Annotated in this window: 24 protein-coding genes and 3 pseudogenes; 5 read left to right on the top strand and 22 right to left on the bottom strand. The window is 34.1% G+C overall.

Features of this window, described 5'->3' with window-relative positions; genetic code table 11:
- Window positions 1-18: 18 nt before the first annotated feature.
- The 11 genes from pseB to ACQKMR_RS17350 all read right to left on the bottom strand — a co-directional run bounded on the left by pseB (window position 19) and on the right by ACQKMR_RS17350 (window position 10,213).
- Complete coding sequence (gene pseB / locus ACQKMR_RS17300; protein WP_427698398.1) at window positions 19-987, bottom strand: UDP-N-acetylglucosamine 4,6-dehydratase (inverting); 969 nt, start codon at window positions 985-987, stop codon at window positions 19-21.
- Window positions 988-1,021: 34 nt separating this feature from the next.
- Window positions 1,022-1,984: a CgeB family protein gene (locus tag ACQKMR_RS17305; protein ID WP_427698399.1), complete on the bottom strand. Its 963-nt coding sequence runs from the start codon at window positions 1,982-1,984 to the stop codon at window positions 1,022-1,024.
- A gap of 1,050 nt (window positions 1,985-3,034) precedes the next feature.
- On the bottom strand, window positions 3,035-3,487 hold the full coding sequence (locus ACQKMR_RS17310) for a tyrosine-type recombinase/integrase (protein WP_427698400.1): 453 nt from the start codon (window positions 3,485-3,487) through the stop codon (window positions 3,035-3,037).
- A 174-nt stretch (window positions 3,488-3,661) separates the two neighbouring features.
- A complete protein-coding gene (hepT, locus tag ACQKMR_RS17315) occupies window positions 3,662-4,069 on the bottom strand; it encodes a type VII toxin-antitoxin system HepT family RNase toxin (RefSeq protein ID WP_427698401.1) in 408 nt (135 codons plus the stop codon).
- A complete protein-coding gene (gene mntA, locus ACQKMR_RS17320; protein ID WP_427698402.1) occupies window positions 4,059-4,466 on the bottom strand; it encodes a type VII toxin-antitoxin system MntA family adenylyltransferase antitoxin in 408 nt (135 codons plus the stop codon). The genes hepT and mntA overlap by 11 nt, the downstream gene beginning before the upstream one ends.
- Before the next feature lie 550 nt (window positions 4,467-5,016).
- Window positions 5,017-5,151, bottom strand: coding sequence for a hypothetical protein (locus ACQKMR_RS17325; protein WP_427698403.1), 135 nt, complete (start codon window positions 5,149-5,151; stop codon window positions 5,017-5,019).
- Between the two features lie 572 nt (window positions 5,152-5,723).
- Window positions 5,724-5,903 carry an IDEAL domain-containing protein gene (locus ACQKMR_RS17330; RefSeq protein WP_427698404.1) on the bottom strand — a complete coding sequence of 60 codons (180 nt, stop codon included), beginning with the start codon at window positions 5,901-5,903 and terminating at the stop codon, window positions 5,724-5,726.
- 450 nt (window positions 5,904-6,353) lie between these two features.
- Window positions 6,354-6,980, bottom strand: coding sequence for a hypothetical protein (locus ACQKMR_RS17335; RefSeq protein ID WP_427698405.1), 627 nt, complete (start codon window positions 6,978-6,980; stop codon window positions 6,354-6,356).
- The gene (locus ACQKMR_RS17340) at window positions 6,964-7,452 is read right to left on the bottom strand and encodes a hypothetical protein (protein WP_427698406.1); all 489 of its coding nucleotides are present in this window, start codon (window positions 7,450-7,452) and stop codon (window positions 6,964-6,966) included. Before ACQKMR_RS17340 ends, ACQKMR_RS17335 begins: the two co-directional genes overlap by 17 nt.
- Before the next feature lie 593 nt (window positions 7,453-8,045).
- Complete coding sequence (locus ACQKMR_RS17345; protein WP_427698407.1) at window positions 8,046-8,915, bottom strand: cation diffusion facilitator family transporter; 870 nt, start codon at window positions 8,913-8,915, stop codon at window positions 8,046-8,048.
- Between the two features lie 470 nt (window positions 8,916-9,385).
- Complete coding sequence (locus ACQKMR_RS17350; RefSeq protein WP_427698408.1) at window positions 9,386-10,213, bottom strand: DUF2935 domain-containing protein; 828 nt, start codon at window positions 10,211-10,213, stop codon at window positions 9,386-9,388.
- A 506-nt stretch (window positions 10,214-10,719) separates the two neighbouring features.
- Here ACQKMR_RS17350 and ACQKMR_RS17355 point away from each other — a divergent pair.
- Window positions 10,720-10,902, top strand: a complete 183-nt coding sequence (locus ACQKMR_RS17355) for a YolD-like family protein (RefSeq protein ID WP_427698409.1) — start codon at window positions 10,720-10,722, stop codon at window positions 10,900-10,902.
- Window positions 10,903-11,253: 351 nt separating this feature from the next.
- Here ACQKMR_RS17355 and ACQKMR_RS17360 read toward each other — a convergent pair whose 3' ends face one another.
- The 6 genes from ACQKMR_RS17360 to ACQKMR_RS17385 all read right to left on the bottom strand — a co-directional run bounded on the left by ACQKMR_RS17360 (window position 11,254) and on the right by ACQKMR_RS17385 (window position 15,643).
- Window positions 11,254-11,979 (bottom strand): YetF domain-containing protein, encoded by a 726-nt coding sequence (locus tag ACQKMR_RS17360; protein WP_427698410.1) that lies wholly within the window; start codon window positions 11,977-11,979, stop codon window positions 11,254-11,256.
- A 321-nt stretch (window positions 11,980-12,300) separates the two neighbouring features.
- Window positions 12,301-13,533, bottom strand: a complete 1,233-nt coding sequence (locus ACQKMR_RS17365) for an MFS transporter (protein WP_427698411.1) — start codon at window positions 13,531-13,533, stop codon at window positions 12,301-12,303.
- 48 nt (window positions 13,534-13,581) lie between these two features.
- Window positions 13,582-13,890 carry a hypothetical protein gene (locus ACQKMR_RS17370; protein WP_427698412.1) on the bottom strand — a complete coding sequence of 103 codons (309 nt, stop codon included), beginning with the start codon at window positions 13,888-13,890 and terminating at the stop codon, window positions 13,582-13,584.
- Between the two features lie 14 nt (window positions 13,891-13,904).
- A complete protein-coding gene (locus tag ACQKMR_RS17375) occupies window positions 13,905-14,309 on the bottom strand; it encodes an MBL fold metallo-hydrolase (protein ID WP_427698413.1) in 405 nt (134 codons plus the stop codon).
- 20 nt (window positions 14,310-14,329) lie between these two features.
- Window positions 14,330-14,983 (bottom strand): ArsR/SmtB family transcription factor, encoded by a 654-nt coding sequence (locus ACQKMR_RS17380; RefSeq protein ID WP_427698414.1) that lies wholly within the window; start codon window positions 14,981-14,983, stop codon window positions 14,330-14,332.
- A 522-nt stretch (window positions 14,984-15,505) separates the two neighbouring features.
- Window positions 15,506-15,643 (bottom strand): YjcZ family sporulation protein, encoded by a 138-nt coding sequence (locus tag ACQKMR_RS17385; RefSeq protein ID WP_427698415.1) that lies wholly within the window; start codon window positions 15,641-15,643, stop codon window positions 15,506-15,508.
- A 682-nt stretch (window positions 15,644-16,325) separates the two neighbouring features.
- On the opposite strand from ACQKMR_RS17385, the gene ACQKMR_RS17390 reads away from it, so the two are divergent.
- Window positions 16,326-16,463: a hypothetical protein gene (locus tag ACQKMR_RS17390; RefSeq protein ID WP_427698416.1), complete on the top strand. Its 138-nt coding sequence runs from the start codon at window positions 16,326-16,328 to the stop codon at window positions 16,461-16,463.
- Between the two features lie 558 nt (window positions 16,464-17,021).
- Here ACQKMR_RS17390 and ACQKMR_RS17395 read toward each other — a convergent pair.
- Window positions 17,022-17,555: a YhcN/YlaJ family sporulation lipoprotein gene (locus ACQKMR_RS17395; protein ID WP_427698417.1), complete on the bottom strand. Its 534-nt coding sequence runs from the start codon at window positions 17,553-17,555 to the stop codon at window positions 17,022-17,024.
- A gap of 476 nt (window positions 17,556-18,031) precedes the next feature.
- Between ACQKMR_RS17395 and ACQKMR_RS17400 the strand changes: the two genes are divergently transcribed.
- A complete protein-coding gene (locus ACQKMR_RS17400; RefSeq protein ID WP_427698418.1) occupies window positions 18,032-18,436 on the top strand; it encodes a VOC family protein in 405 nt (134 codons plus the stop codon).
- A 223-nt stretch (window positions 18,437-18,659) separates the two neighbouring features.
- Here the strand turns inward: ACQKMR_RS17400 and ACQKMR_RS17405 are convergent.
- Window positions 18,660-19,110: pseudogene (locus ACQKMR_RS17405) on the bottom strand (transposase); the annotation flags it as partial.
- 295 nt (window positions 19,111-19,405) lie between these two features.
- Between ACQKMR_RS17405 and ACQKMR_RS17410 the strand changes: the two are divergent.
- Window positions 19,406-19,610, top strand: a pseudogene (locus ACQKMR_RS17410) (IS110 family transposase); the annotation flags it as partial.
- 277 nt (window positions 19,611-19,887) lie between these two features.
- Here the strand turns inward: ACQKMR_RS17410 and ACQKMR_RS17415 are convergent.
- The 3 genes from ACQKMR_RS17415 to ACQKMR_RS17425 all read right to left on the bottom strand — a co-directional run bounded on the left by ACQKMR_RS17415 (window position 19,888) and on the right by ACQKMR_RS17425 (window position 22,567).
- Complete coding sequence (locus ACQKMR_RS17415) at window positions 19,888-20,508, bottom strand: recombinase family protein (RefSeq protein ID WP_427698419.1); 621 nt, start codon at window positions 20,506-20,508, stop codon at window positions 19,888-19,890.
- A 284-nt stretch (window positions 20,509-20,792) separates the two neighbouring features.
- On the bottom strand, window positions 20,793-21,683 hold the full coding sequence (locus tag ACQKMR_RS17420; protein ID WP_427698420.1) for a hypothetical protein: 891 nt from the start codon (window positions 21,681-21,683) through the stop codon (window positions 20,793-20,795).
- Window positions 21,684-22,072: 389 nt separating this feature from the next.
- The gene (locus ACQKMR_RS17425) at window positions 22,073-22,567 is read right to left on the bottom strand and encodes a hypothetical protein (RefSeq protein WP_427698421.1); all 495 of its coding nucleotides are present in this window, start codon (window positions 22,565-22,567) and stop codon (window positions 22,073-22,075) included.
- Between the two features lie 497 nt (window positions 22,568-23,064).
- Here ACQKMR_RS17425 and ACQKMR_RS17430 point away from each other — a divergent pair.
- Window positions 23,065-23,249, top strand: a pseudogene (locus tag ACQKMR_RS17430) (IS110 family transposase); the annotation flags it as partial.

The following is a 23,249-nucleotide window of genomic DNA, read 5'->3' on the forward strand; positions in this document are numbered from 1 at the left end:
TTTTTATAACTAAGACTTTTAATCTCTTACTAGGTTTCTTAGCTCTTCGACAGATAGCCATTGGTCATTCGTATTACTTACATAGCTAAAGCCATCAGGTAATAGTTTCCCACCTTTGTAAGATTTAGCATTCCACCACGGAAATTCCGGTTGAATTACATAGTATGTGCCGTAGTCTAATGTCCGACGAGCATCATCTTCCGTTATCATCGCTTCATGTAATTTTTCACCTGGGCGTATTCCCTTAAACTCAACTTCACATTCCGGAGCAATCGCTTTTGCTAAATCCGTTACTTTCATACTTGGAATTTTCGGAACGAAAATTTCTCCGCCCTTCATTCTATTGAGGTTATCAATAACAAACTGTACACCTTGAGTTAGTGTAATCCAGAAGCGAGTCATACGCTCGTCTGTAATCGGTATTTTACCAGTAACCCTAATTTTTTTAAAAAATGGAACTACACTACCACGACTGCCAACGACATTACCATAACGAACAACACTAAAACGCGTCTTCTTGTTCCCAGCATACGAATTTGCTGCAACAAATAATTTATCTGATGCCAATTTTGTTGCTCCATATAGGTTGACCGGGCTTGCAGCTTTATCAGTGCTTAAAGCTATGACTTTTTCTACCCCTCTGTCAATAGCAGCCTCAATAATATTTTGGGCACCATGGATATTTGTCTTAATGGCTTCAAACGGATTATATTCACAGATGCCCACATGTTTTAAGGCTGCAGCATGAATTACAACATCGACGCCTTCAAATGCACGAAATAATCTCTCTTTATCTCGTACATCCCCTATAAAAAAGCGAATTCTAGGATCCGTATATTCCTGAGCCATTTCATATTGCTTTAGTTCATCCCGACTGAATATAATGACTTTCTTAACATCCATCTCCAAAACCTTACTGACAAATTTTTTCCCAAACGAACCCGTACCACCAGTTACCAAGATAGTTTTATCTTTCAAATAAAACATTCCATCCCCCCCCATTTTTGGATTATTGAAAGTATCATAATATTTTATCTAGGATAAATTGAATTCTATGAAAAAAGGTATGACCATTCAAAACCCTTTCTTTTGCATTTTTACTATATTGATTTCTTGAGTTCTCGTTATTCACAAAATGATTAATTAATTCTATACAATTATCATTATTTGCATAGGAGACAATTTCATTAGAAACGTTAAAATGCATACCTAAATCAGGTTTATTAGGAATTAGTTGAAAGCCGCCACAGGCTGCGATATCAAAGGTTCTATTATTTAAACTTTTACTTTCAATACCAAGTGTATTTATATTTTTATCAAAGTCGTAAGTACGATGAGGGTTTAATATAATTTTTGAACTAATATATATGTTTCTTACAACTTCAGGAACAACCCATTTATTGATAATAGTCAATCTTTCAAAGTTATTACTTGTTATATATTTTCTCCACCGAGATCCAACAAGGATCAAACTATATTGTGTATGATTTAGAATATGATTGACTAATTCAATCCTCTCCGGGTATGGATAGCCAACGAGACATAAGTCATATAAAAACTTGATAGGAGTAAGAGAAGGTTGATACAAATTAGGATCTGCACCTAAAGGAAGGTGGAAAAAGTTTCTTTCGGGAAACTTCTTCTTATAAAACTCAAAAGCCCCTAAATCTATTGTAAATATATAATCATAATCCTTAACTACTTCAATTGAGGTATCAATATAAAAGGGATCTTCTGTTAACCAAATACTTAAAATCGAACCACTTTTTTTAAAGAACTCTATTAATTGTTTATCTACCCTATAACCAACAAGTGTTATGATTAAATCTGGAGTAAAATCTTTAATTTTTTCAATTGTTTCTTGTGTATAAACTGGGTTTATTTTAATAATTGTATGATTTAAAAACATAAATGCCTCTTCTATTGCTTGTTCAAAATAAGGGTATATACCCCTATAGCCTGATGAAATCAGTAAGATTTTCATAGAATAAAATACTCCTCTATCTTGAAAAGGGGAAAATATAAAACCTTTTTTAGAAATATATTTTTCCCCAAAGAACAAACCTATTATCAGGGTAGGGTTCCTGAAAAGGATTCTATATCTTTACAACGTACTGTGGTTAAATGTCTTTCCAGAAATGGCGAAATCAATTCTTGCTCCAAAATTTGGACGGCGCAACACTTGACCATGCTTAGCTCCCCCTCAACAATGTCGCCAGATTTTGTTCGTATAGTAACGTTTTGCCCTTCATATTTTTCCATTAATTCACACAAACAATCCTTTTTACAAAAAAACAATATAATCACTCCTTTTTTATAATCCATAAAACTAAACACGAAATGAGGTGACTAAAATATGGTTATGAAAAAGAAACGATATACATCAGTTTTTAAATGCCAAATTATCGGGAGGGATAAAAGAGGAATCATTGAATCACTCCAAAAAATGAATAATTATTCATTTTAGCTTCAATGAGCAACCAATCCTCTATTATTCAGATATCCTTGATTCAGGCCCATCTTATAAAATTTAAAATAACGGCCTGACGAGGCGGGATTCTACTTTTTTGTTTCTTGGTTAATGTATTCATATGTGGACGAGCATGTGAGGGCACATGCCGAAAAAAGTCCACAAATAGTTACTTTGGATTATGATACTCTTGGAATCCATGCTCTCTTTTTAAGACTGATGGATTATTTATGGTTAGATAATTACATCCAAAAGGATGGACAAAAACAAAATCGCTCAAGAAAGGAAAGTTTTATTATTCATCACGTTGGCAAATTCATAAGTAGATTAGGTACCTCAATCACAAAGGGGTTGGGATTGATCATGTTTATTTGATAAACATTATTAAGAAATTGCTTTTTTTTAAAATTACTAAACTATAATCAGAACCCTAGATTAGTCTTTAGATTTACAATAGCTGAACTAAATGAATTAAGCTGTGAGGAAATAGACCAGAAATGAAGCAGGCTACTTTAATTTGACAGTGTGTCAGTCAGATTTATATGGTTTGAGTATTTTAATCGCTTATGGATACATGTCTAACTCGAAATTTACACTCCATACTAAAAAAGAGAAGACTAGAAAATCTTCTCTTTTTTCCATCATATAATCCTTGTCCCTATAATTAGTTCTGCGCTCTCCCAACTCTTCTTCAGCCTTTTTGGCCTTTTCCTGTTCAGGGTTTGTATAAAGGGCTGCTGTAGTGGTTGAAGTGTGACCAAGCTGAGTCATCAGCAAATGGATATCTCCTGATTGCTCCATTAAGTTCGTGCCATACGTATGTCTTAGTTTGTGTGGGGACATGGATTTATTGGACTTAAAGGCCTTCGTGTATTTCTTTACAAGAGCTTCGATGGCACGGTTGGAAATAGGGGTTGCTCCATCATTCACCTTAGTCAAGAATACATACGCTGTATCATCGTTTGACCCTTTATAGCGCTCTGTTCGTACAGGTAGGTAATCTTTCACCTCCTGCATGGAGGAGGAGAGACTGCCACGACATCTTTTTTTCCACCCTTACGTAAAACATGTATTTGTTTTGATCCGCTATATCTACTTCACCCAACTCTTTAGGTTCAAAAACTTCACGTACCGTTTTTACATCGTGATTTGTATTAATATGATAGACTCGAATTTTATCTCATCGCCCCCCTAATTAAAAGATAGAATCTGTTTTGTATAATCCGTGAAATCACCAAGGTGGTTATCGACAATCTTTTCCAAGATGTCTAAATTAATGGTTTGATAATCATGTACTGCAATGTTTCGAAATCCAACCATAGCTTTAAGGCGTTTGGCTATGTTTTCGTCGATAATCGAGTGAGTTTGCAGCATATCAAAAGCATCCCTACTGGTCTGAGGCAATCCAAGACGCTGTTCAGCTACTATATGCATGGCCAAGTCGATAGAGGATTCACATGCACGTTGTATATTGAGGATAATTGAATCCTGTTTCGTATAGTCTTTTAAGTTTTCTGGGTCGTTCGAATAAACATCCTTAACGCGGTTGATACAACGTTCAATAACACTGATTTTGTTTAAAATCACATCATTTTTCATAAATAGACCCGCTTTCACCTATTTTTTTCAAGATATTTTCACGTTCCTCATTCAATTTTGCGTACATGCTAAGGGCAGTCATTTGATCATTTTTAAGCATTGTATCATCATTCGAATAAATAACCATACCGGATGTATAAATTTGTGCTTTGAAAACAGTTGACGCTGTACGAAGGTTAACCAAATCAACTTCAATTTTTAAGTTATCCGCTAAATCTTGAGCAAGTCTGAATATTTCATATGTAGTAAGTGACTGATTCTCACAATAGAATGCCACATCAATATCACTTTCTTTATGTGTAGAGTTTTTAGCATAAGAACCAAAAACAATAATGAAAGTAGGATTAATTTTGCTTATTAGGAAATCTTGAATTGTTTGAAACATTTCTGTTTTCATACGGCACGCTCCCTAATGATTATAAGAATATTATACCAAACATCTTTCTTATATCCACTATTCGTAAAATCAGGATTTTACGAATAGTTGGATATTTAATCACCTCATTTTCATAACGACAGTAGGCAAAAAAAGCCAACATTTAGATAGTAAATCTAGGAGAAATAGAAGATAACAAGAGCCAAGCCTAATCTGAGAAAAACAGTGTTAACGAAATAAGGCGCCCCATCAGGGAAGCCTATACTTTAGTGAAGGTAGATTTATTGTTTTCTCTTCATTCCTTTATTTTTTTATTATTTTTGAATATCTTTCTGAATTCAGCGGCTGATCATTTTTTAAAATTCCCTTAGGGTATATATGTGCTGCAAATAATAAAATAAGCGAATGTTAAGTAACATAATACTGTACTAATTCCCGCTAAGAATAACATAAAACCCGAGGATGAAATCTAAAGAGGTTCTCGCATCCTTAACCAAGAATTAATAATAAAGAAAGTGACTCAGGAAGTTTAAAAGCTTTTCCTGAGCCACTATTTCCTGTTGCTTAATTGTTATTGGTTTCTTTTATCTTTAAGACTTTTGGGGACATAGTCATTAAGTGTGTTAAATAAAGAAGTAAGGTAGGAGTTGAGTTCAAATCGATCTTCCTGAACAAATTCGGCTAACGAAACACCATTTTTTTTCATTTCTTTTCCCCCCTTTGCAACTTCCATTTCATCTTGATGCATAAACTCTCATTCTCTTATCCCTGTAATCAAATTGCTTTTCACTCTTCTTGCACGATTTCAATTAATTATTATTTTTGAGACAGCCCTCAATTGATGTCTTAATTTCCTTACAAAAAATATTTACAAAATTAGTGAAACTAAATGAACATCATGAAGATAGGCCTTATCTCGGTCTACTTACCCCAATATGGTTCCACGCCATTAATTATCATAACTATACAAGAAAGCGCTTACAATGTAAAATGTTATAATACTATAGATTCCTATTTACTTAGAATGTTTCTCATAATAAAGTTTCTTGTCCATCAAAATTGAAGATAAGGAAATATCCATAATATTTAACCTCATCAGCTTTTGAAGTGCGATAGTGCTTCTTTTATTTTTTCTTACCTTTTTCCTTAAACGATATTTCAATATTCCTACTATTCTCCAAAATTTTAATAATCAAACCAATACAAGGCTGATTTCCTTACATTGTGAGCCTTATTTTTTATAAACAAGTTTCTGCGTTTTTACTTTGTGGCAAAAGTTTAAGAAATACTCTTTAATTCTTCTGTTAAACGAATAAACTCTTCCTTATTACGCATTTTCAATGATTCATCGATTTTTTTTTCAATTTGGGCTTTCCTGTAATCGCTGAGGGCCTTATTTAAAACCATTTCAGCCATCACTTCAGGTTCTAGTGGTGTTCCAGGCAATTGCTTCTCCATACGAAACCAACTCCTTAACCTTTTTTCTATTATACTAAGTAACTTGGAGATTATTATTATTAATTAAATCCTTGTCTTCCCCCCTCTTTTCTATTTGCTTATTCTCATGATTCCCATGTAATCAATCTTCTATACATAAAGATTACTAATTTTATTATTTTAAATACAAACAAGTCAAACCTTAGTCTTATTTCTAATTCGATTTTTAAATGGTTTATGAGATTTGATAATCTAGATAATGTAAGTGATAGACTTTTCCCTTTTTTGAAAAGATTCAAACTAGGAAAAACATTACTCCAATAAGTACGGTAAAATAGCTTGAACAATAAAGCAACCTGCATAAATGATTTAATGACCCATTTATTCTTTCATTCAATGTGTATAAGTTCCAAAAAAAAAGGATAGTGGTTAAACACTATCCTTTCTTCATGATTGTCCTCTGCTTTCTCATCAAAAATAATCCTCATAGTTCAATAGAATGGCCTTCATGGTTTGACTGGAGTTTCCCTGTTCTTTAATTCTTTGTAGAAAGTCCATAAACAAAATCACCAGTAAATCCTCGACAGTGAGTTCTTCATCCATCAAGTACGGTGAAATGTCATGAAGAAAGACCTCTCCCCGGTAAATCTCTGACTCCTTGATCCGAAGTGTAATCTCCGCTTGTTTTTCTTCCGATGTTACCTCCATCTCTTCTTCCCTTTGCTCAAACGAGAAAAGATTGGTCGTCACCTGTTTCAACACCCTTTTTTCAATCATCGGCCGTTGCATGAATTTTTTCTTGGAAGAAGTCAAAAAGGAACAGAGTTGGTCGTATTTAGCTCCTTTTTTCACTTGTTCTAGAAAATCAAAATACAAGAGGGCAATCAGGTGATACAGTGTCAAATTCTGAGGCGCCTCTTCAAACAAGTCCTTAATGTCTTCTACGAATACCTCACCTCTCAAATATTCATAATAGGGTACTTCAATCTGTAGATACCGATATTTAGGCAATAAGTAATCAAAAAAACCCTTTTTTTCCTTAGTTCCATAAAGCAGCTTGTTCGATAAAAGACTGAATTGACTATAGGATTTCTTCAACGGAACCCCCTCTTTCCAGCCAGGAAACAGCATGATGGATCATGAAATAAACGACTCTACGATCAGAAAGATCCTTCAAAATGGCGACTTCATGTAAGCCCCCTTTTTGACCATATTCGGTTTCCAATAGGTAGGTATGCATATACTCCTTCGTGTCTTTGTAATCCATAACATAATCCACATCCCTCCACCTTGCTAGTCCAAACCGCAGCAACAAAGTATTACAGGCCGTTTGTGTCAAAGGCTTTCCGGTCTTTTGATAATATTTGGGGCTTAATGCTTGGCAAAGAGTCCGGAGCTTGACCTTCATAACGTAATCTACAGGGAATTTAATATCATGCTGCTTGTCCTTTCTCACTTTTCTCAACGACGTTATTTGGCGTGATGGATTTTCCAAAGATTTTTTTTGAATAACTTTTTCTTTGGGATTCATTTTCTTCAATTCATTGAAAAAAGGGTTCAAAGATGACATCCCCTCCCTCCTCTCTCCTCATATTCTATAAAAATGGGAAAATACCTTAAGGTCACTTTGTCAGTTTTCCACTTTACTAACAATATAGTGGGGAAAGGCAATCATTAGAACCGGATAAAGTATGAATTCTCTTTTCCTTGGTCATACTATTTAGCAAGAATATTAAATTGCGAGGGATATAAAAATGAAAAAGATTAAAAAGGATACAGAGGTAAAGAAAAAATTTGCAAAATTATTGGAACAGGCAGGTAAAAAAGCCGGAGGGAAAATTGTAAAGGTAAAGATTAAGTAAAATTCAAAAGGACACTTAAATAAAAAATTACATAATCAAAAAAACTCTGGTGACTATATCATCTCCAGAGTCTTTTTCACGATTATCATTAAATAAAACTTTTGAAGCTGCAATATGTATTTCTTCTCCTGTTTGTGGGGTATCTACCAGTTCAGGCTGCTCAAGTCGCTCACTTCAAGCGTAATAGAGTTTGTTTCTAACAAGGCAACATTATATGAGTCTTAAAAAGGGGTGTCAAAAGATGGCCGACTACACACAGTAAATTACCAAACAAGTGGTGTGCTTCTTAATAATCAGCTTTTTAGTTCGGTTCTACATGAATATGAACCTCATAGACATCGTATTCGGTTTTTAATACATTTTCAACCTTCGTAGAAATGTCATGTGCATCTTTAATTTCCAAAGTAGAATTAACGAGAATAACAGCATCTACAACAGTATTATTACCGTAATTCCTTGCTCTGATATCCTTAACTCCTTTTACACCAAAGGTATTAAGAATGGTTTTTTTATAAGTTTCTATCAGTTCTTCATCGAAACCATCTGTCAAATTAAGTGAAGCTTCTCGGAAAATATCCCAACCAGTTTTACATATCATTAGACCTACGATAACAGCTGCTACAGGGTCAAGCCACGCAAGATTAAATTGAGAACCAATAATTCCGACTACCGTACCTATACTTACCCAGGCATCTGAAAGATTGTCCTTTGCCGCAGCCATTACTGATTGACTATTAATTTTCTTCGCCAAATTCCTATTATATCGATAAACGAAATATATAACTATTGCACAGAATATGCCTGTCCATGCTGCGATTAAATCAGGAGATTCTTTTCTTCCCTCGAATACCGAAGAAATAGCTATATATAAAACTTGAATGCCAACAGCCACCATAATAAAAGAAGCAACCATCGATGCCACAGTCTCGGATTTCCAATGACCATATGGATGGTTCTCATCAGCTGGCTTTTGTGCTATTTTCAGACCTATTAGAACTGCGATCGAAGCAATGATATCAGTCAAATTGTTTAACCCATCTGCTTTTAAGGCTTCTGAGTCTGCTGAATAACCAATAAATAACTTTGCAGCAGATAAAAATATATAAGTGCAGATACTGAGGATAACTCCTCGTTCACCCATTTTTAACTCATTATACTTCTGTTGTTCCATGGCTACCCCTCCAAATATAACACTTGACTATATTACCAAGCATTAAATGGGTGGGTCTATAGCAATCTTTTGTTATTAGTCCATAGAAATAACATCTGTCAAAAAAAGTTTCCTTAAGCAAACACTGTAATGGTCATTATTTCCTAACCATATTTTTAACTTTAGTGAATATATTTTTTAACACCTAAGGAAGTTTGAAGATAAACTCCTTATCATTGTAAATCCATACAAATCAAAAAAGGGGAAATTCCTCCCCCTTAACCTTACTGCAACTTCATCAATGAGGGCTCTTTAATCCAAACTTCAACTTTATATTCTGCTTAAAAGATCGTTTGTTATCGTTCAAATTGGTTGATTCCTTCATTCCTATGAAGAATTTTCCTACATAATCTCCTGGATCAATATAAAACAGAATAAAACGCTAGTTCTTAATGAATTTTCCATGCCTTCGTACCTTATCTAAGTTTCTATTATTCTTCCATCAAATGTGCTTCAAACATATCAATAATTGCAAGGAATCGTTCGGCTTCTCGGAAAACATGATCCGCCAAAAGAGGATGGATAATACTCTTAATTTTACATTCTTCAATTAGATCCCGGGCAGTTTTCTTAAAATCTCGAAGTGATACTACAGACACACGATTCTGATCAAGAAACTGATCCAAAAGAGGAACGGTCTGTGATTGTGGTTTCATAGACTCTAAATCTGTAGCCTGATAGACCAATTGATCAAAATCATTGCTAAAGTTTCGCGCCATGTCTACAAGCTTTCTTTCCGATGGGTCAAGTAAGTGCCCAATAAATTTAGCGTGGTCGGCCATTATTCTTAAAAAGAAAACATTTTCTTTAATGATAGCATCAGGAAGTGGTTTCAATTTCCCTTCGTTTAATTCAATTAATCGTTTTCTAAAATAATTTGCTTCTCTACTTGTATGATCCACTAAAAGGGGAAAATTGTTTGCTCCTGGTAATTGACAGGTTAGAATCAGTCCTAACACTTTTCGCTTAAATGCGTATATACCTGTCGCAGCCTGTTGGACTTCCGAATTAAATCTTTTAATTTGTTCTGGATCGGTTTGATTTGTAAATGAATGTGATTGCTGTTCAATCCTTTCAAACAATCGATAAAACTGATTAGCTTCTTCAATTAACTGTGTATCTTCACATCTAAATCCTAGCCTAAGAAATAATGAGTGTTCTTTCATAATTCTAGACCAAAAACGAATTTCATCTAATGAACGCGCAACAAACATTCCAGATGCTATTCTCATATTAAATTCTTGTGAATTCTCAGTCATAGCTAAATCCCCCTTTAAAAAAACCATCTTTCAAATTTTATTAACCAGGAGTCATAAAAATACCTAAGTAATAATACGAATCAATTGTTAGAGCTAACATCAATATCTGATATCCCCATTTTTATTCGTCCTTTTCTAAGAATGTATCAAAAAATTACAAACCAAGAATCTACGTGATATCGTTGAGTCAGCTTTAGAAATGATTATTCAATTAGTAGGTGAAATACTCTATACATAGAAATAAACCTTTGTCTCGTTGGCTTCATTTTGATAAGTATCTTCTATTATATTTTGCTACTTTGAAAGTCAATCTATAATAGAATGTATCCTACAGAAACTGATATTTCACACAACGTTCAAATATCACTGAAAGCGCTTGCAGTTATTGGTGTATACTTTATGTTATACAACCAATTGTTACACTAGTTTTCTTACTAATCATCATAAATAATTGATTGCTAGCATAAAAGTTACTTTTATAAAACCAGCAGAAAGGAGATGATCAGATGATATTAAAATCATTGAAAAAAAATGGCATAATGACAATCACTTATTTTAAAGATGGGTTTTTAGAAACATGTAAGGGCCATATGTATAAACTTAACCTTAATGAACAAACCTTGTCCTTAACGGATAAAAATCAAAATATTTTCTCCATTCGATTATCTCACATCAAGGAAATACATTAACTTAGATACAAACGGCCTTAGGAAAATCAAGGTCTCTAAGAAAATCCCTCTTGCTGGGCTGTTTGGCTGTTCGAAATGTTATTAATCCTAGCATAGAACAGAGTCGCTTCTACAAATAGCGGATGATCTTGCTCCACTATGTTATAAGTAGCATACCATCAGGTAACAGAAGTATTTGAATAACATTAGTGGAGTTTCTTCTTATGAACAAAACCCACTTTTTTCGCCAATTGCTGAAGAACTTGTGGGGACAAAAATCGTTGTAATTCCTGAGAGTAAGTCCATTTGAAATCTCGCTACACATAAAAAACACTATCCTTTTCATCATATTACAGAAAGAATAGCATTTTTTTATTTTGAAGGTAATGATTTGCCCTGAGTTTCTTTATTGGTACTGTTTATTTTAGATATATACAGTTTTTTAGTATTATCTAACCCAGCATAAAAAACCTCTGAACAATCTTTGATATTTTGTTTATTAAGTTCAGAAGTTAGCCATTCTTTATCTAATCCAGCACTTTTTAAGTTTTCCTCCATTATCGTTCCATCAATGATTATATCCTTTTCAAGACCTGAACTTGTTGTTTGAATGTTCATATGATAAGGAGTAAGTGGTTTTTTATCTGATTTGGGTAATACAGATAAATTACCATCCGTTTCCATTAAAGCGAATTCTACGTCCGCCAAATTGAAAGCATCTTTTTCTCTTAATTTCATCTTTAATTCATTTATGGTCAATTTCATTTTCTTCATATTTTCATCCACAATGATTCCATTTTCAACTAAAGTAACCGGTTCAGAATTAATTAGCTTCCTTAATGTGAAGTTTTTCAAGCTTAAATATCCAGTGAATACAGTCAAAATGGTAAATAATATTAAGGCAGTAGTAGCTGATAGTGTTGCAAATTGCTTATCAATAATGGCATTTGCGACTAATGAACCAATTGAAACCCCCATAATAAAATCAAAAAAATTCATTTGTGAAATAAGTTTTGTGCCTATTTTTCGTGTTAAGAATAATGCTAAAACGTAAATTCCAATACCTTTTAGTATTGTAATGAAGAAAACATTTCCCATTTATGTACTACCTCTCTTATATCTTATTATCATCTATAGATAGTAGTATTAGAAGAATTTAACTGGATATTCATTTATCAACCGATAATTTATTTTACATAAATCATGGAAATACAGACTAATGGAGGGAGTATCACATAAACTGTACGATAAAATTTAAAGCCTGTAAAAAGGATATTTCCAATAATGATCGTTTTAGGGGAAATCCTTAATTAGCAATGGTTTAATCCTTAGCGTCGATTTTTTATAAAGGGTTAATGCTCTCTCTTATACAAATAAAACCGAGCTCAATTTTATAAGCTCAGTTTTTGATAATTACTTTTATGTTTTTCTGTTGACAGAGGGTAAAGTTTCATTTAATCGAATTACTGCTATTATCCCTGCACTTAATGGTAACAGAGCTACTAAACCAATTGCCCAATTTAAGTTTAGTATATCAGTTAATAGTCCAGCAATTAATGCTCCAAATGCATATCCACTATCTCTCCAAAAGCGATAAACCCCCATTGAGGAAGCTCTCCATTCTGGTTGGGCTACATCACTAATTGAAGCTTGTAAGGTTGGATATACCATTGCAGTTCCTAGACCTAAAAGAATAGCTGCTACTAACCACAGACTATATTGACCTACAAATAGAATCATCCATAATGAAAGGGCTTGAAGCCACATCCCACCAACAATCAACCACTTTCGCCCGATTTTATCGCTCAACGCTCCAGTGAACAGTTGAAAAAATCCCCATGACGCTGGGTAAATGGCCACTAACACCCCTATTTCAAATACAGTTAAGCCCACACCCATAAAGAACAAAGGAAATAGTCCCCAAACCATTCCATCTTTAAGGTTGGTGCTCAATCCTGCAAAAGTAATACTTGATAAACTTTCATCCTTAAACGTAGTATTTATGAAAACTTCTTTTGCAGATAAAAACGGACTATTATTAGATGACATTGATTGAAGTTTTAAATGTTCCTCAGTATCTTTTACAATTAATGATAAAATAAAACCGATAATCACAATAACAATACCTATATAAAAGGGCTCTGGGCGATTAGAAAAATTTGATGCAACAAATCCAGAGACAGCAGCCATCACTGCTACCCCTATATACCCCGCAAATTCATTTAGCCCTACAGCAAATCCTCTTTGAGTGGGTTTAGATATATCAATTTTCATGTTTACAGTCATTGACCAAGCTAACCCTTGATTTATACCTAAGAAAATATTTGCTACTACAATCATCCACCATGAACTAGCAAAAATAACCAATAGGGGAACTAATAAACCGATACTCCAACCAATAAGAAGGACTTTCTTTCTTCCTAATCGGTCTGCAATAGCCCCTGCAAAGTAATTAACAATCGCTTTTGAAAATCCAAAACTAATAATAAAAGATAATGCCGCGCTTGCAGATGCTAAACCAAAGTCATCTTCACCAATAATGGGTAGAATGGTTCTTTCCAAACCAACCATTGAACCTACAAAGAAATTTGTAACAACTAATAGTAGGAAATTCAATAAATTCTCTTTAATTCCAATTTGTACTTTACTCAAACCATTCACCTCCAAAAAGGGAGACACAAAAGGAGGTTCTCCACTTTACTATTTTCCTTGATTAGTACTTCTCATTTCTTTAAAACCTTCTGGTTGTGGCGGCACGTTAGTTGTCATAAACTCAACGAATTCTTTCTCGTTATCGAATTGCATAGCCTGATTGTAACGTTTCTCAAACCCAATGGTAGAAGTTGGTTTACCACTTAAACCACGTCCACAAACTGAACCAGAAAATGCTCCCGGATAAACTTCAATATGGTCATCTAATTGAGTAACCTTTTGTAAACCTTGATATAAATTCTTTGCACCATCTTCTAATGAAGAAGCTAATTCAGTTCTTCCCGCATCTCCAACCATTAACGTGTGACCTGTTAAGACAAACCAAGGCTCATCGGCTCTGCGTTTATCGGAAACCACGATAGAAATGTGCTCTGAGTGTGGCCCGGAGTATGCATGAATTTAAGCAGTGTATTACCAGCTAATAACTCTTCTCCATCTTCAACTGGAGAAAAGTCATAACTGGTTTCTGCTGAAGAATGAAGGACATATTTTGCACCTGTTTTTTCAGCTAATTTTCTTGCACCTGAAATATGGTCAGCATGTAGATGTGTATCAATTACATAAACAATATTCATGCCTAACTTTTGAGATTCTTCTACATAAAAATCAACTAGGTCATCAAGTGGACCTACTACTACTCCTTGTGATAAACTTCCACACCCAAAGAAATACGATGCTGCTACTGAATTTGTGTGTAAATATTGACGAAATAACATGTTCAAATTCCTACTTAAAGTTAATGAATATATTCAGCTTTTTTCCACTCATTAACTCCTTCTTCCATACGATAAGCTTCATATCCAAGGGAGTTTAAGGTTTCAACAGCTTGTGTAGCAAATAAACAATATGGGCCACGGCAATATGCTATTATTTTTTTATCTTTAGGGAGAGATGATAGATGCCCTTCTAAGTTTTGGATAGGCATAGATATAGCTCCTGAAATATGTTCATTTTCATATTCATTTTCAGGCCTAACATCGATTAGAACAGCTTCGCCATCGTTTATCTCGTCTAAAACCTCTGTAAGACGGACGGTTCTAATTGTCTCACCTCTTCCTATATACACTTTCTTCCAGTGTGTTATATCAGTAAACTGCATTTCGGCTAAATTCTTAATCGAATACAAGACTTCAACGATCTTATCGTCAGATAGTGAATAGTACACATAGTTTTTATCTTTGCTATATTTAACTAACTTAGCCTCTAGCAGTGCTTGAAGATGTTTTGAGGTATTTGCTACAGACATCTTTGTCTCTTTTGATAAATTCTCCACTGTTTTTGGACATTGAGATAAATAATCTAATAACTCAAAGCGTCTTGGACTGGAGAGCGCTTTACTTATTCGAGAAAACTGACCATAAACAAGGTCCTTAAAATCCCTAGGTTCCAATTTATCGCCTCCATCTATTCAACTAATCAATTGAATAGTTGAATTGTAAGTCAAATAATTGATATTGTAAAGAGGTTTGCTTGAATTTTTTTATTATTGCCTAAAAGGTAAATTAGAATGAGGTTTATGGAGGATGAATTTTTTGGTTATATGGTTGCAAGTTAATTGTAAGTTTAATACGCAGTTTGACCTAACTCTGCAACAATTTTCTTTCTAAGTCATTTGTCTATGAGTTGGTACATGAAGAATGTTCCCGGAAGCCAAATAGAGGAGCCTAAACCCTCTGTTTATAGAGATAACGACTTGCGATTATACAGCATAGGTTTCAATATAGGATCATACCGATACAAATTGAAAAAACGAGGAAAGCACTCTGGTGTGTTTTTATGAACATGTGGGTGTTTGCACTATAATATAGAGTGAAAAAATAAAGGCTGTCGAGGGTTTCTCGACAGCCTGATCCAACTATAGGTTGGATTTTTCAGCAGAATGCACCATAAATGCGGGGTCGTATCTACCACCTTAACAAAAACCACCACAAAAACTAGCTCCAATAATGATTAAGAGGATAAATAATACGATTAATAGTGCGAAACCACCTCCAAATCCACGTCCACCATCAAATCCATCACAACAGCCATCTCTTCCAAAACCAGACATTCAATCACTCCCTATTTGTTTTAAGGAGGTACTTACATATGGGTTACTGTAGGTTATGTGTTCATTAGGGTAAATGACACATATTAATTAATTAGTTAATTAATTTATTTATTTGTAAATTATTTAATAAGGTGTTGTTCAAGAAACGCGCAATTACTAGCTAATTACCCATTATATGGTCTTCAATCTTGATAGGACCTGGGATTAATAGCTGGTCTACTCATATTGTTTCAATTGAATGTAAAAAATTATATTCAACGAATGATACGAAACAGTAACTTCTAAAAATCGGGTATTTAGAATTTCAGAATACACTTTTAAAAATTATTACACTACCTTGACGTCGTATTTTCCAAATTAATTCGATTAACAGCTGTTCTTGCACAGTTGTAAACACCGCTATTGATCTAAACCTTCCTGATTGGAGAAGATCGCTAACAGATACAATGTATTGGAAATATACGATTTTCTGATGATGACAATGGCCATCCACCCATTGAGAAATAAAAAACATAACACCTAAAGTCCGGACTGAGAGATTTACACCAAGGATTATAAGGATGAAAAAGAAAAAATTATTCAATCAATCAATTTGCAATCAGAGCTGAATTATTCTTAGTTGCATTGTGAACCTTTAATAGTGCATATTAATTTTTAGAAACATTGAAAGGAGTGAATCACCATGAAAAAGCAAGTAAAGCAAAATGAAAAGGATACTGAAGAAAGAAAAGAGGAGCTGCAAATAATTAATGATATTTCTAAAAGCGAAAACGAGCAGCCTGTCCCTCAGCCTAAAGATTACGATGAAATAGAGTATTAAAATAAAAGTAAATCCTCAGGTTAAAGCGCTTAAGACAATTCTTTTAGTAACTAATTCAAGGATTTATTAAAAAGCAGATTTACAACATCAAGATATAAATATTATGCCACTTGCCTCAAACATGATGGGAATGGAGACTGAGATGCAAGGACAGATCAACAACAGTCCTTCAGATGATGCCACTAATCTTTCTTCATTTCCACCCTTCACAACAATTAATCCGTTTCCAAAATGAGACTTAGCTTTCTAACAATATCCCTTAGTTGAATTACTTCATGAATATCTATTTTTGAAACAATTTGAGGAGAAGTTAAAAAAATGGAAAGAAAAAATTTAAAAGGTGATGATTATTCCTTAGCGTAGGAAAAATCCTAATGATGTCTTGACGATGAGAAAGCATCGATAACCTTGATTGGATAAACCGTGCCATTCTATACATGGTTTAGGGGAAGAACCTACCCAAAATTGTTTTCTATACCATATGATTAAGCCCCTCTCAAAAGAGAAGGGGCCAATAAACGACATACTAAAACTATTTAATATAAAAAAGGTGTTCTTCTATTTGGCATCTGGGAACATTCTTCGTGCCATATCACCAAACTCATTAAATAGTCCGCCAATCGGCTTTCCATTTTGAATATCGTTGGTATAATCATTCATACTTTTAACAAAGTCCGGATTCGCAGAGACATAAACGTGGTCTGTACCTTCATCTTGTTTTTTTACTTGATCAACAATTTTCTTTTCTAAGTCATTTGTCAGGTTCTTGTCATTTGTTAGATCCACGGCGACATATGCGTTATTATCTGTAATAATGACAGAGGCACCCTTTACATCATTCATGTCCTCTAGCTGATTTGCTACATCATCAGCCACGCGCATTTTATTATCATTGTCACCATTGTTTAATGGCCTTGTATTGTAATCGTTGACCCCGTTTCTATTATTTACATTCAAGGGATTGTCAATGGAATTATTATTATCGCTTCGAGTATTCATTCCTACATTTTTTCCATTATCATTATTATCACTTGTCCCACAGCCGGTAAGGAATAGAGCAATCAAGGCGCTTGTTAAAAATGTGTATTTCATGTTAGTCACTCCTTTAAATTTATATACCCTAGTACTATCTGCTGTATTTCCGAAAATATTCATAAAAAAAGCACTTTATTAAAAGTACTTGCTATGGATATGCCTAGTTTCACGGGGAATATACGAAATTAATTTTATTTCAATAATTACTGTTTCTGATCTTATATATCCGTTCTTAACTGTTCATAGGGTTATTGATAGATATAAACATTTCTAATTGCAAATAAAGAAAGCTTCTGAATAAATTATTGACGGCACTTTTTGGAAGTCTTTGCGTTCACAAAAGTACACTTTTAGGTAAAGTAAGTATTTTACATCAAAAATTAATTTACTTTATTTTAACCCCGGACTAAAATCAGAACGGGTTATGCGTGTTTGAGGTTTTAAAATTAATAAACTTTATTGTCACTTTACAGTAGAATTAAAGCAGAAGATATTTAACAAAAATACAGCATAGAGAAGGAGTAATAAATTTCATGCCAGAAAAATATGTGCATCATATATGCATTCAAACAAATACATATATAGAAACAGTAAAGTTCTATACAGAAGCATTAGGGTTTGAACTCGTACAAGAGTCACCGAATTTTCATGAGAGACAATTTAATACTTGGCTAAAGCTTGGTTTTTTTTATATTGAGCTTCAAACTGGAAAGCAGAATAAAGTGCTTGGTAAAAATAATTCGAATAATGAAGGGATTGTTCACTTATGTCTATGGGTTGAAAATCTTGAACAAGAAGTAGAACGGTTAAAAGAAAAAAATATAAGCTTTATTTGCAAGAATGGTGAAATTATTTATCAAGTTGAAAACGGTCACTTATGTAAGTTAACAGCTCCAGAAGGAACGATTGTGGAGTTACGTGATAACGAAGGAATCTAATATGGGAAGACTCGGCACGCGAAATAAATAGGCATAATTCACCAATTTCTTATAAAGTTTCTTCTTAATTATCTAAATTGAAGCAGTCATTCTGAACAATTTTTGTTCAAAATAACTGCTTTTCATTTGCTATAAAATATTATTATTAAGATGTTTTTTACCGACTATATTCAAAGGCTGCATCAGAATAGAGACTAAGTATAAACTCGATTCACCTTGTAGTTCCTTCTTCACGTTTCTTATCATAAAACTCTCGTAATCTCTTGTTGGAATGATTTCATCGGTCGTTTTCTTTTGGCGACAATCACAAATGGCACATTTAACGGCCATTTACAAGGCGTGTCGTAGTCTGCTAGAACCTCTTTTGGTAATCCGATTCAAAGGAACTTGGATCGATTCTGGCAAATGCAACTAGTTTCTTAGGGTGATTACACCAATGAATTTCCCCTATTTCTGAAAAAATCGTTGCCGCGATTTTTTCGCCGATACCAGGGATCGATTGGATAACCTCATACTCTTCAATACTTTTTGTATTTAAGAAGCATGTTAATATTCATATCTAGGCTTAGGATAAGACTATGATATAAGGTTTTCTGAAAAGGTTTTTGATCTATGGCAGCCTTTTTCTTGTTGAGGTAATGGGGGCAGGTTTTTGGCGATTTATTTTCAAAAAAGGTTTCATTATTATTGATGTTAAAGGAATACCCCACTTCAGAGGCACTATTAACAGCCGAGGAAAGTAAACTAGCAGAGAGTGTTATAGAGTTCTGTTCCAGCCGATCGGATCAATGGGCATGGGAAAAGCCAAAAAAATAATAGATTCCGCATCTCGAAATCCATTTCGAACAAGGTATGTATCAAAGTCACATTGTATGTATATTAAGTTGCTTTTTCATTATCAGGGACACCTTTTGGAAGATCGTATAGTTTCCCTAGCAAATGAAATGAAGAAGATAAGATGATCAAAAATCGAGCAGACTACGTCATTCCCTGTATCTTGCCGTATTATGCGGCATAAGGTGTTTAAGAAACAATAAACTTATAAAGCTTTCTATGATAAGAAAAAATCAGAAGGAAAGCCAGCCAAAGTGGCAATCGTTGCCTGTATTAATAATCTCCTTCATTGGATTTACGCTTATTAAAGAGAAAAGAAAGGTTCCTAGATTTAGCCTAATTAACGTTTTGTGAAACATAGAAAAGTCCTTCCAAAAGGGTAATAGAGGATTATTTGGCATGGCTAAAAATATTTTAAGGGAAATGGAAATTTTCGAGGAATATATTGACATCCCATTAGCCGGTTTAGTTGAATATAAAAAAGTAAAGAAAGTCGATTCCTTAACGTAGGAGTGCGCAACAGAAAACCGGTTGCCCCTTGCATCCGTTTTCTGTTTGTTAAATACTAGCCTCTACTCAATCTAAGTAAAGGCTAATTTTTTGACGAGTTCCTTCTATTATATGGTTATCTTTTTAAAGTCTTTTTCATATTCCTTAACCAACTTATAAAATGTCGTCTTTTTAACGCCTAATTTCGCCATGGCTTTAACGGCTGTCAACTCTCCTGCTTTCCATATATTATAGACATCTTTAAACTCTTCCGTTACTTGAGCTTTCGGCCGACCGAAGGGTACACCATTTAGCATAGCCACATCAATTCCTTCACGTTGCCGTTTTCTAATACGATCCCGTTCCTCTTCCGCCATCCATGAAAGGATTTGTAAAACAAGATCTGCGATGAAGGTCCCTAAACTATCCTTAAATTGAGTTGTATCCAACAAAGGCATATCCATCACAACGATATCTGCTTGGATATTTTTCGTGATGTCATTCCATTCTTTTAGAATTTCTTCCTTGTTTCGTCCAAATCGATCGAGTGAATGAATATATAGGACATCCCCTTTTCGGATCATCCGTTTTAATAGTTGATATTGTTCTCGGTCAAAGTTTTTCCCACTCTGTTTATCCATAAAGATATCTCGTTCATCAAGTTCCTTTTCTTTCATTGCCTGAAGTTGTCTCTTTTCATTTTGATCTTTGCTACTAACTCTTATGTATCCGAATTTACGAACATCCATTTTTTACTCCTTTTTCACTTTTCTTTCTCTTATTCTATCAAAATCGTTTGTAAAAGTGTATGTAAAATCACGAACGTTCGTAAACTATTTTTCAACTTTAGCGAACGTTATAATAAGGGGATTATATTAAAAAACAACCCGTTCGCAAAAGTCTACTTTTACGAACGATAGCAACAATGCTATACCTGTAGCTTTGAAATGAAGTTTAATTAAATTAACGTTATAAACATTGATACAAGCGCAAATAGAAAAAGCGTGTTTTGAAAAAACAAAACACGCTTTTTCTATTTACCATTTATTGATCCTAGATAGAATGAGGTTTGCGATAATATTTCATTTGCGTAAACTTCGTTATTTTCATCAATAAGTAGATGAAAACGCAGCTCATGACCCATATGGTGTCCCTTTTTTTTTGCAGCTTGAGCAAATTTACCAACATTTGAACGAACGTGATTTTCAAATTGTCGTATTCTTTTAGTATAGAAATCTACCTCTGTGCCTATTTGAACACTTGTTTTTGCAGTAGTTAATCCCAGCCCAGGGGGTGCATAAACTACTCCAGGTTCTACTTCAATTAATGATAGGACACCTGATTTTCTGAAAGAAGCAATATTGTCGTCTGTGAGTTTACTATTTAGCTTATGTACTCCTTTTAATCTGAAATTTTCAATAGAATCAGGCCAATTTCGGTGAATAACTTTGATCATTTTTTGTTTCGTGAATGAATGATGGTCCATTACATCGATTAAATAAGCATTTGATTTATCAAATCGTGCAAATAAAACTAGACCTGTCCTTTTTATATAACCATCTGATTCTACCTTTTCCCCAAGGTGTAGGTGGTGAATTCCCCAATCGTTAAGTAAATCATCGTTATAATCTAAATCCTTCAATTTTCGGCTGAGGTGGGGCCATATATGCTCACCTTTAATAATTTTTTCTTCGAGAAGTTTTAATCCATTAAGATGCTTTTGAGGACACGTAAATTCATCTGATTTATAAACTCTTCTTATTTGAGGTAAAACATTTCTTCTTATCCAATTAAAGTAATTGTAGCTTATTTCTTGCAAATCCAAATTTCCATCAATTTTATAGCCTAATGTCTCTAGTTGCATCTTTAGGTATCTTTTCCAATCCTCTGAAAAATTTATATGGACCTGGTGATTAAATGGCATTTTATCAATTCCTTCACTTATTTAACTAACAATTATCAAACTGGTAAAGCAACCATAATTAACAAGGTCCTACAAAGATTCTGAATGGTTAACGCTATACCGTAAAAAGTAAAAAAGCCCAGCCCATTACAGGCTAAACAGATTTCCCGCAAGATTAATCAAAACATGGCCTTATAATATTTAATTGGCTTATTCTTTTATAAAAAAGATTGATCATTTTTGTTTTCCTTAATGAACTAACGCACCCGTTAGTTTAAGTAGAAACCTTCACAATCTCTTCTACTATATTATCCAATCTCTTAAATGTGTTGTTCCTGATCCTTGCCCTTTACAAAAAAACGCCTTCTTATTAAAGAATCGCGCCCCTTTAATTGAATAAACCCACATCTTTATTCTACTAATTTATTTTTTCGTTTTCTATATATTATGAACCAGCCAATACCATTTACCAAAATCAGCCCAAAAATAGTACTGCCTAGAGGCGCCCATCCATTCTCGCCTGTGAATAGTAATGACAGGATAACCTTGCCAATGAGTGTAACATTCAATATGATCAAACCAAATTTAAGTGAATGCTTCCAAAAAGCCATTAAGATTAAAACAACAAAAACCATCATTAAAGCAATCGTAAAAATAGCTGAAACAGGGTTACTTAAGAGCATTTGCTCGTATTCCAAAACTGTCTGCATTTGCGGATTAATCGTCTCTGGTGCTGGAAACCAAACCATACTGCTCATCATTAACACAAAAGTTATGATAACACCTTTCCAACTACGTTTATATGCAAAATAGACTAATACGATTAAAAAGATGGGGCGAATATACCAGCTTAACGGATTTAGATGCCTCTGAAAAGCCCAATCCAGTATTTCTTGAAATCCCATTGATTTCACTCCTCTCGCTAATTCTGCAATGCTATGTAAGTAGGGTAAACATATTAAGTTTATACATTGTATTAGTTTTTATCTGAGTTATTCTAATAATAATCCTTTCTCCTCCACTAAACTGCCTCGATAGTTTAAGTTTATTTCTTTACAAACTCACATAATTTATCAGGTTTTGTTTGAGAGACTTACTCCATTAAATGGCCCAATTTTTGAACAAAGGTAAACAGCACTCTTCAACTATCCTGCCCCTTCGTATTATAATGTCAGCCAGAAATTTCTGGTTGACCATTTTTTATATCGATATATGATAACGGTAGCCGGGGTAGAACGTTCCTGCCCGTGGGGCTTGGACCCCGTCAACTAAACAGTTCGCCCCCTACTTGTGGAAACATGATTAGGCTGGTTGGGACGTAGATCTCGTATAACAAGCGAAGCTATGATACTACAAGAAGGATTTAGGGGTACCGGCAATATTCTTTAGGAGGAGATAATAAATGAATCCAGTGGTTGGTCTGGATGTAGCTAAAGGTGAAAGTCAGGTTCAAGCATTCTTGGAGAAGAAGAAGCCTTATCAAGGCAGTTTCAAAGTTACGCATACCATTGAAGGACTAGAAACACTCTTTCACTTTCTGAGAGAAATAGAAAATAGAACGGGGATCAAACCTCCGATTGTATTGGA

The organism is Peribacillus sp. NPDC096540 (genome assembly GCF_050278525.1).
In the GTDB taxonomy this organism is placed as follows: domain Bacteria; phylum Bacillota; class Bacilli; order Bacillales; family DSM-1321; genus Peribacillus.

What these genes read in the sequence shown, in the direction of transcription:
- ACQKMR_RS17390 (WP_427698416.1), top strand. Translation starts at nt 16,326, where the DNA reads ATGAAAAAGCAAGTAAAGCAAAATGAAAAGGATACTGAAGAAAGAAAA.
- mntA (WP_427698402.1), bottom strand. Translation starts at nt 4,466, where the DNA reads ATGAAAACAGAAATGTTTCAAACAATTCAAGATTTCCTAATAAGCAAA.
- ACQKMR_RS17325 (WP_427698403.1), bottom strand. Translation starts at nt 5,151, where the DNA reads ATGAAAAAAAATGGTGTTTCGTTAGCCGAATTTGTTCAGGAAGATCGA.
- ACQKMR_RS17375 (WP_427698413.1), bottom strand. Translation starts at nt 14,309, where the DNA reads ATGTTATTTCGTCAATATTTACACACAAATTCAGTAGCAGCATCGTAT.
- ACQKMR_RS17345 (WP_427698407.1), bottom strand. Translation starts at nt 8,915, where the DNA reads ATGGAACAACAGAAGTATAATGAGTTAAAAATGGGTGAACGAGGAGTT.
- pseB (WP_427698398.1), bottom strand. Translation starts at nt 987, where the DNA reads ATGTTTTATTTGAAAGATAAAACTATCTTGGTAACTGGTGGTACGGGT.
- ACQKMR_RS17420 (WP_427698420.1), bottom strand. Translation starts at nt 21,683, where the DNA reads ATGCCATTTAATCACCAGGTCCATATAAATTTTTCAGAGGATTGGAAA.
- ACQKMR_RS17415 (WP_427698419.1), bottom strand. Translation starts at nt 20,508, where the DNA reads ATGGATGTTCGTAAATTCGGATACATAAGAGTTAGTAGCAAAGATCAA.
- ACQKMR_RS17355 (WP_427698409.1), top strand. Translation starts at nt 10,720, where the DNA reads ATGATATTAAAATCATTGAAAAAAAATGGCATAATGACAATCACTTAT.
- ACQKMR_RS17350 (WP_427698408.1), bottom strand. Translation starts at nt 10,213, where the DNA reads ATGACTGAGAATTCACAAGAATTTAATATGAGAATAGCATCTGGAATG.
- ACQKMR_RS17330 (WP_427698404.1), bottom strand. Translation starts at nt 5,903, where the DNA reads ATGGAGAAGCAATTGCCTGGAACACCACTAGAACCTGAAGTGATGGCT.
- ACQKMR_RS17395 (WP_427698417.1), bottom strand. Translation starts at nt 17,555, where the DNA reads ATGAAATACACATTTTTAACAAGCGCCTTGATTGCTCTATTCCTTACC.
- ACQKMR_RS17340 (WP_427698406.1), bottom strand. Translation starts at nt 7,452, where the DNA reads ATGTCATCTTTGAACCCTTTTTTCAATGAATTGAAGAAAATGAATCCC.
- ACQKMR_RS17385 (WP_427698415.1), bottom strand. Translation starts at nt 15,643, where the DNA reads ATGTCTGGTTTTGGAAGAGATGGCTGTTGTGATGGATTTGATGGTGGA.
- ACQKMR_RS17310 (WP_427698400.1), bottom strand. Translation starts at nt 3,487, where the DNA reads ATGCAGGAGGTGAAAGATTACCTACCTGTACGAACAGAGCGCTATAAA.
- ACQKMR_RS17425 (WP_427698421.1), bottom strand. Translation starts at nt 22,567, where the DNA reads ATGGGATTTCAAGAAATACTGGATTGGGCTTTTCAGAGGCATCTAAAT.
- ACQKMR_RS17400 (WP_427698418.1), top strand. Translation starts at nt 18,032, where the DNA reads ATGCCAGAAAAATATGTGCATCATATATGCATTCAAACAAATACATAT.
- ACQKMR_RS17370 (WP_427698412.1), bottom strand. Translation starts at nt 13,890, where the DNA reads ATGGTTGGAGATGCGGGAAGAACTGAATTAGCTTCTTCATTAGAAGAT.
- ACQKMR_RS17305 (WP_427698399.1), bottom strand. Translation starts at nt 1,984, where the DNA reads ATGAAAATCTTACTGATTTCATCAGGCTATAGGGGTATATACCCTTAT.
- hepT (WP_427698401.1), bottom strand. Translation starts at nt 4,069, where the DNA reads ATGAAAAATGATGTGATTTTAAACAAAATCAGTGTTATTGAACGTTGT.
- ACQKMR_RS17360 (WP_427698410.1), bottom strand. Translation starts at nt 11,979, where the DNA reads ATGGGAAATGTTTTCTTCATTACAATACTAAAAGGTATTGGAATTTAC.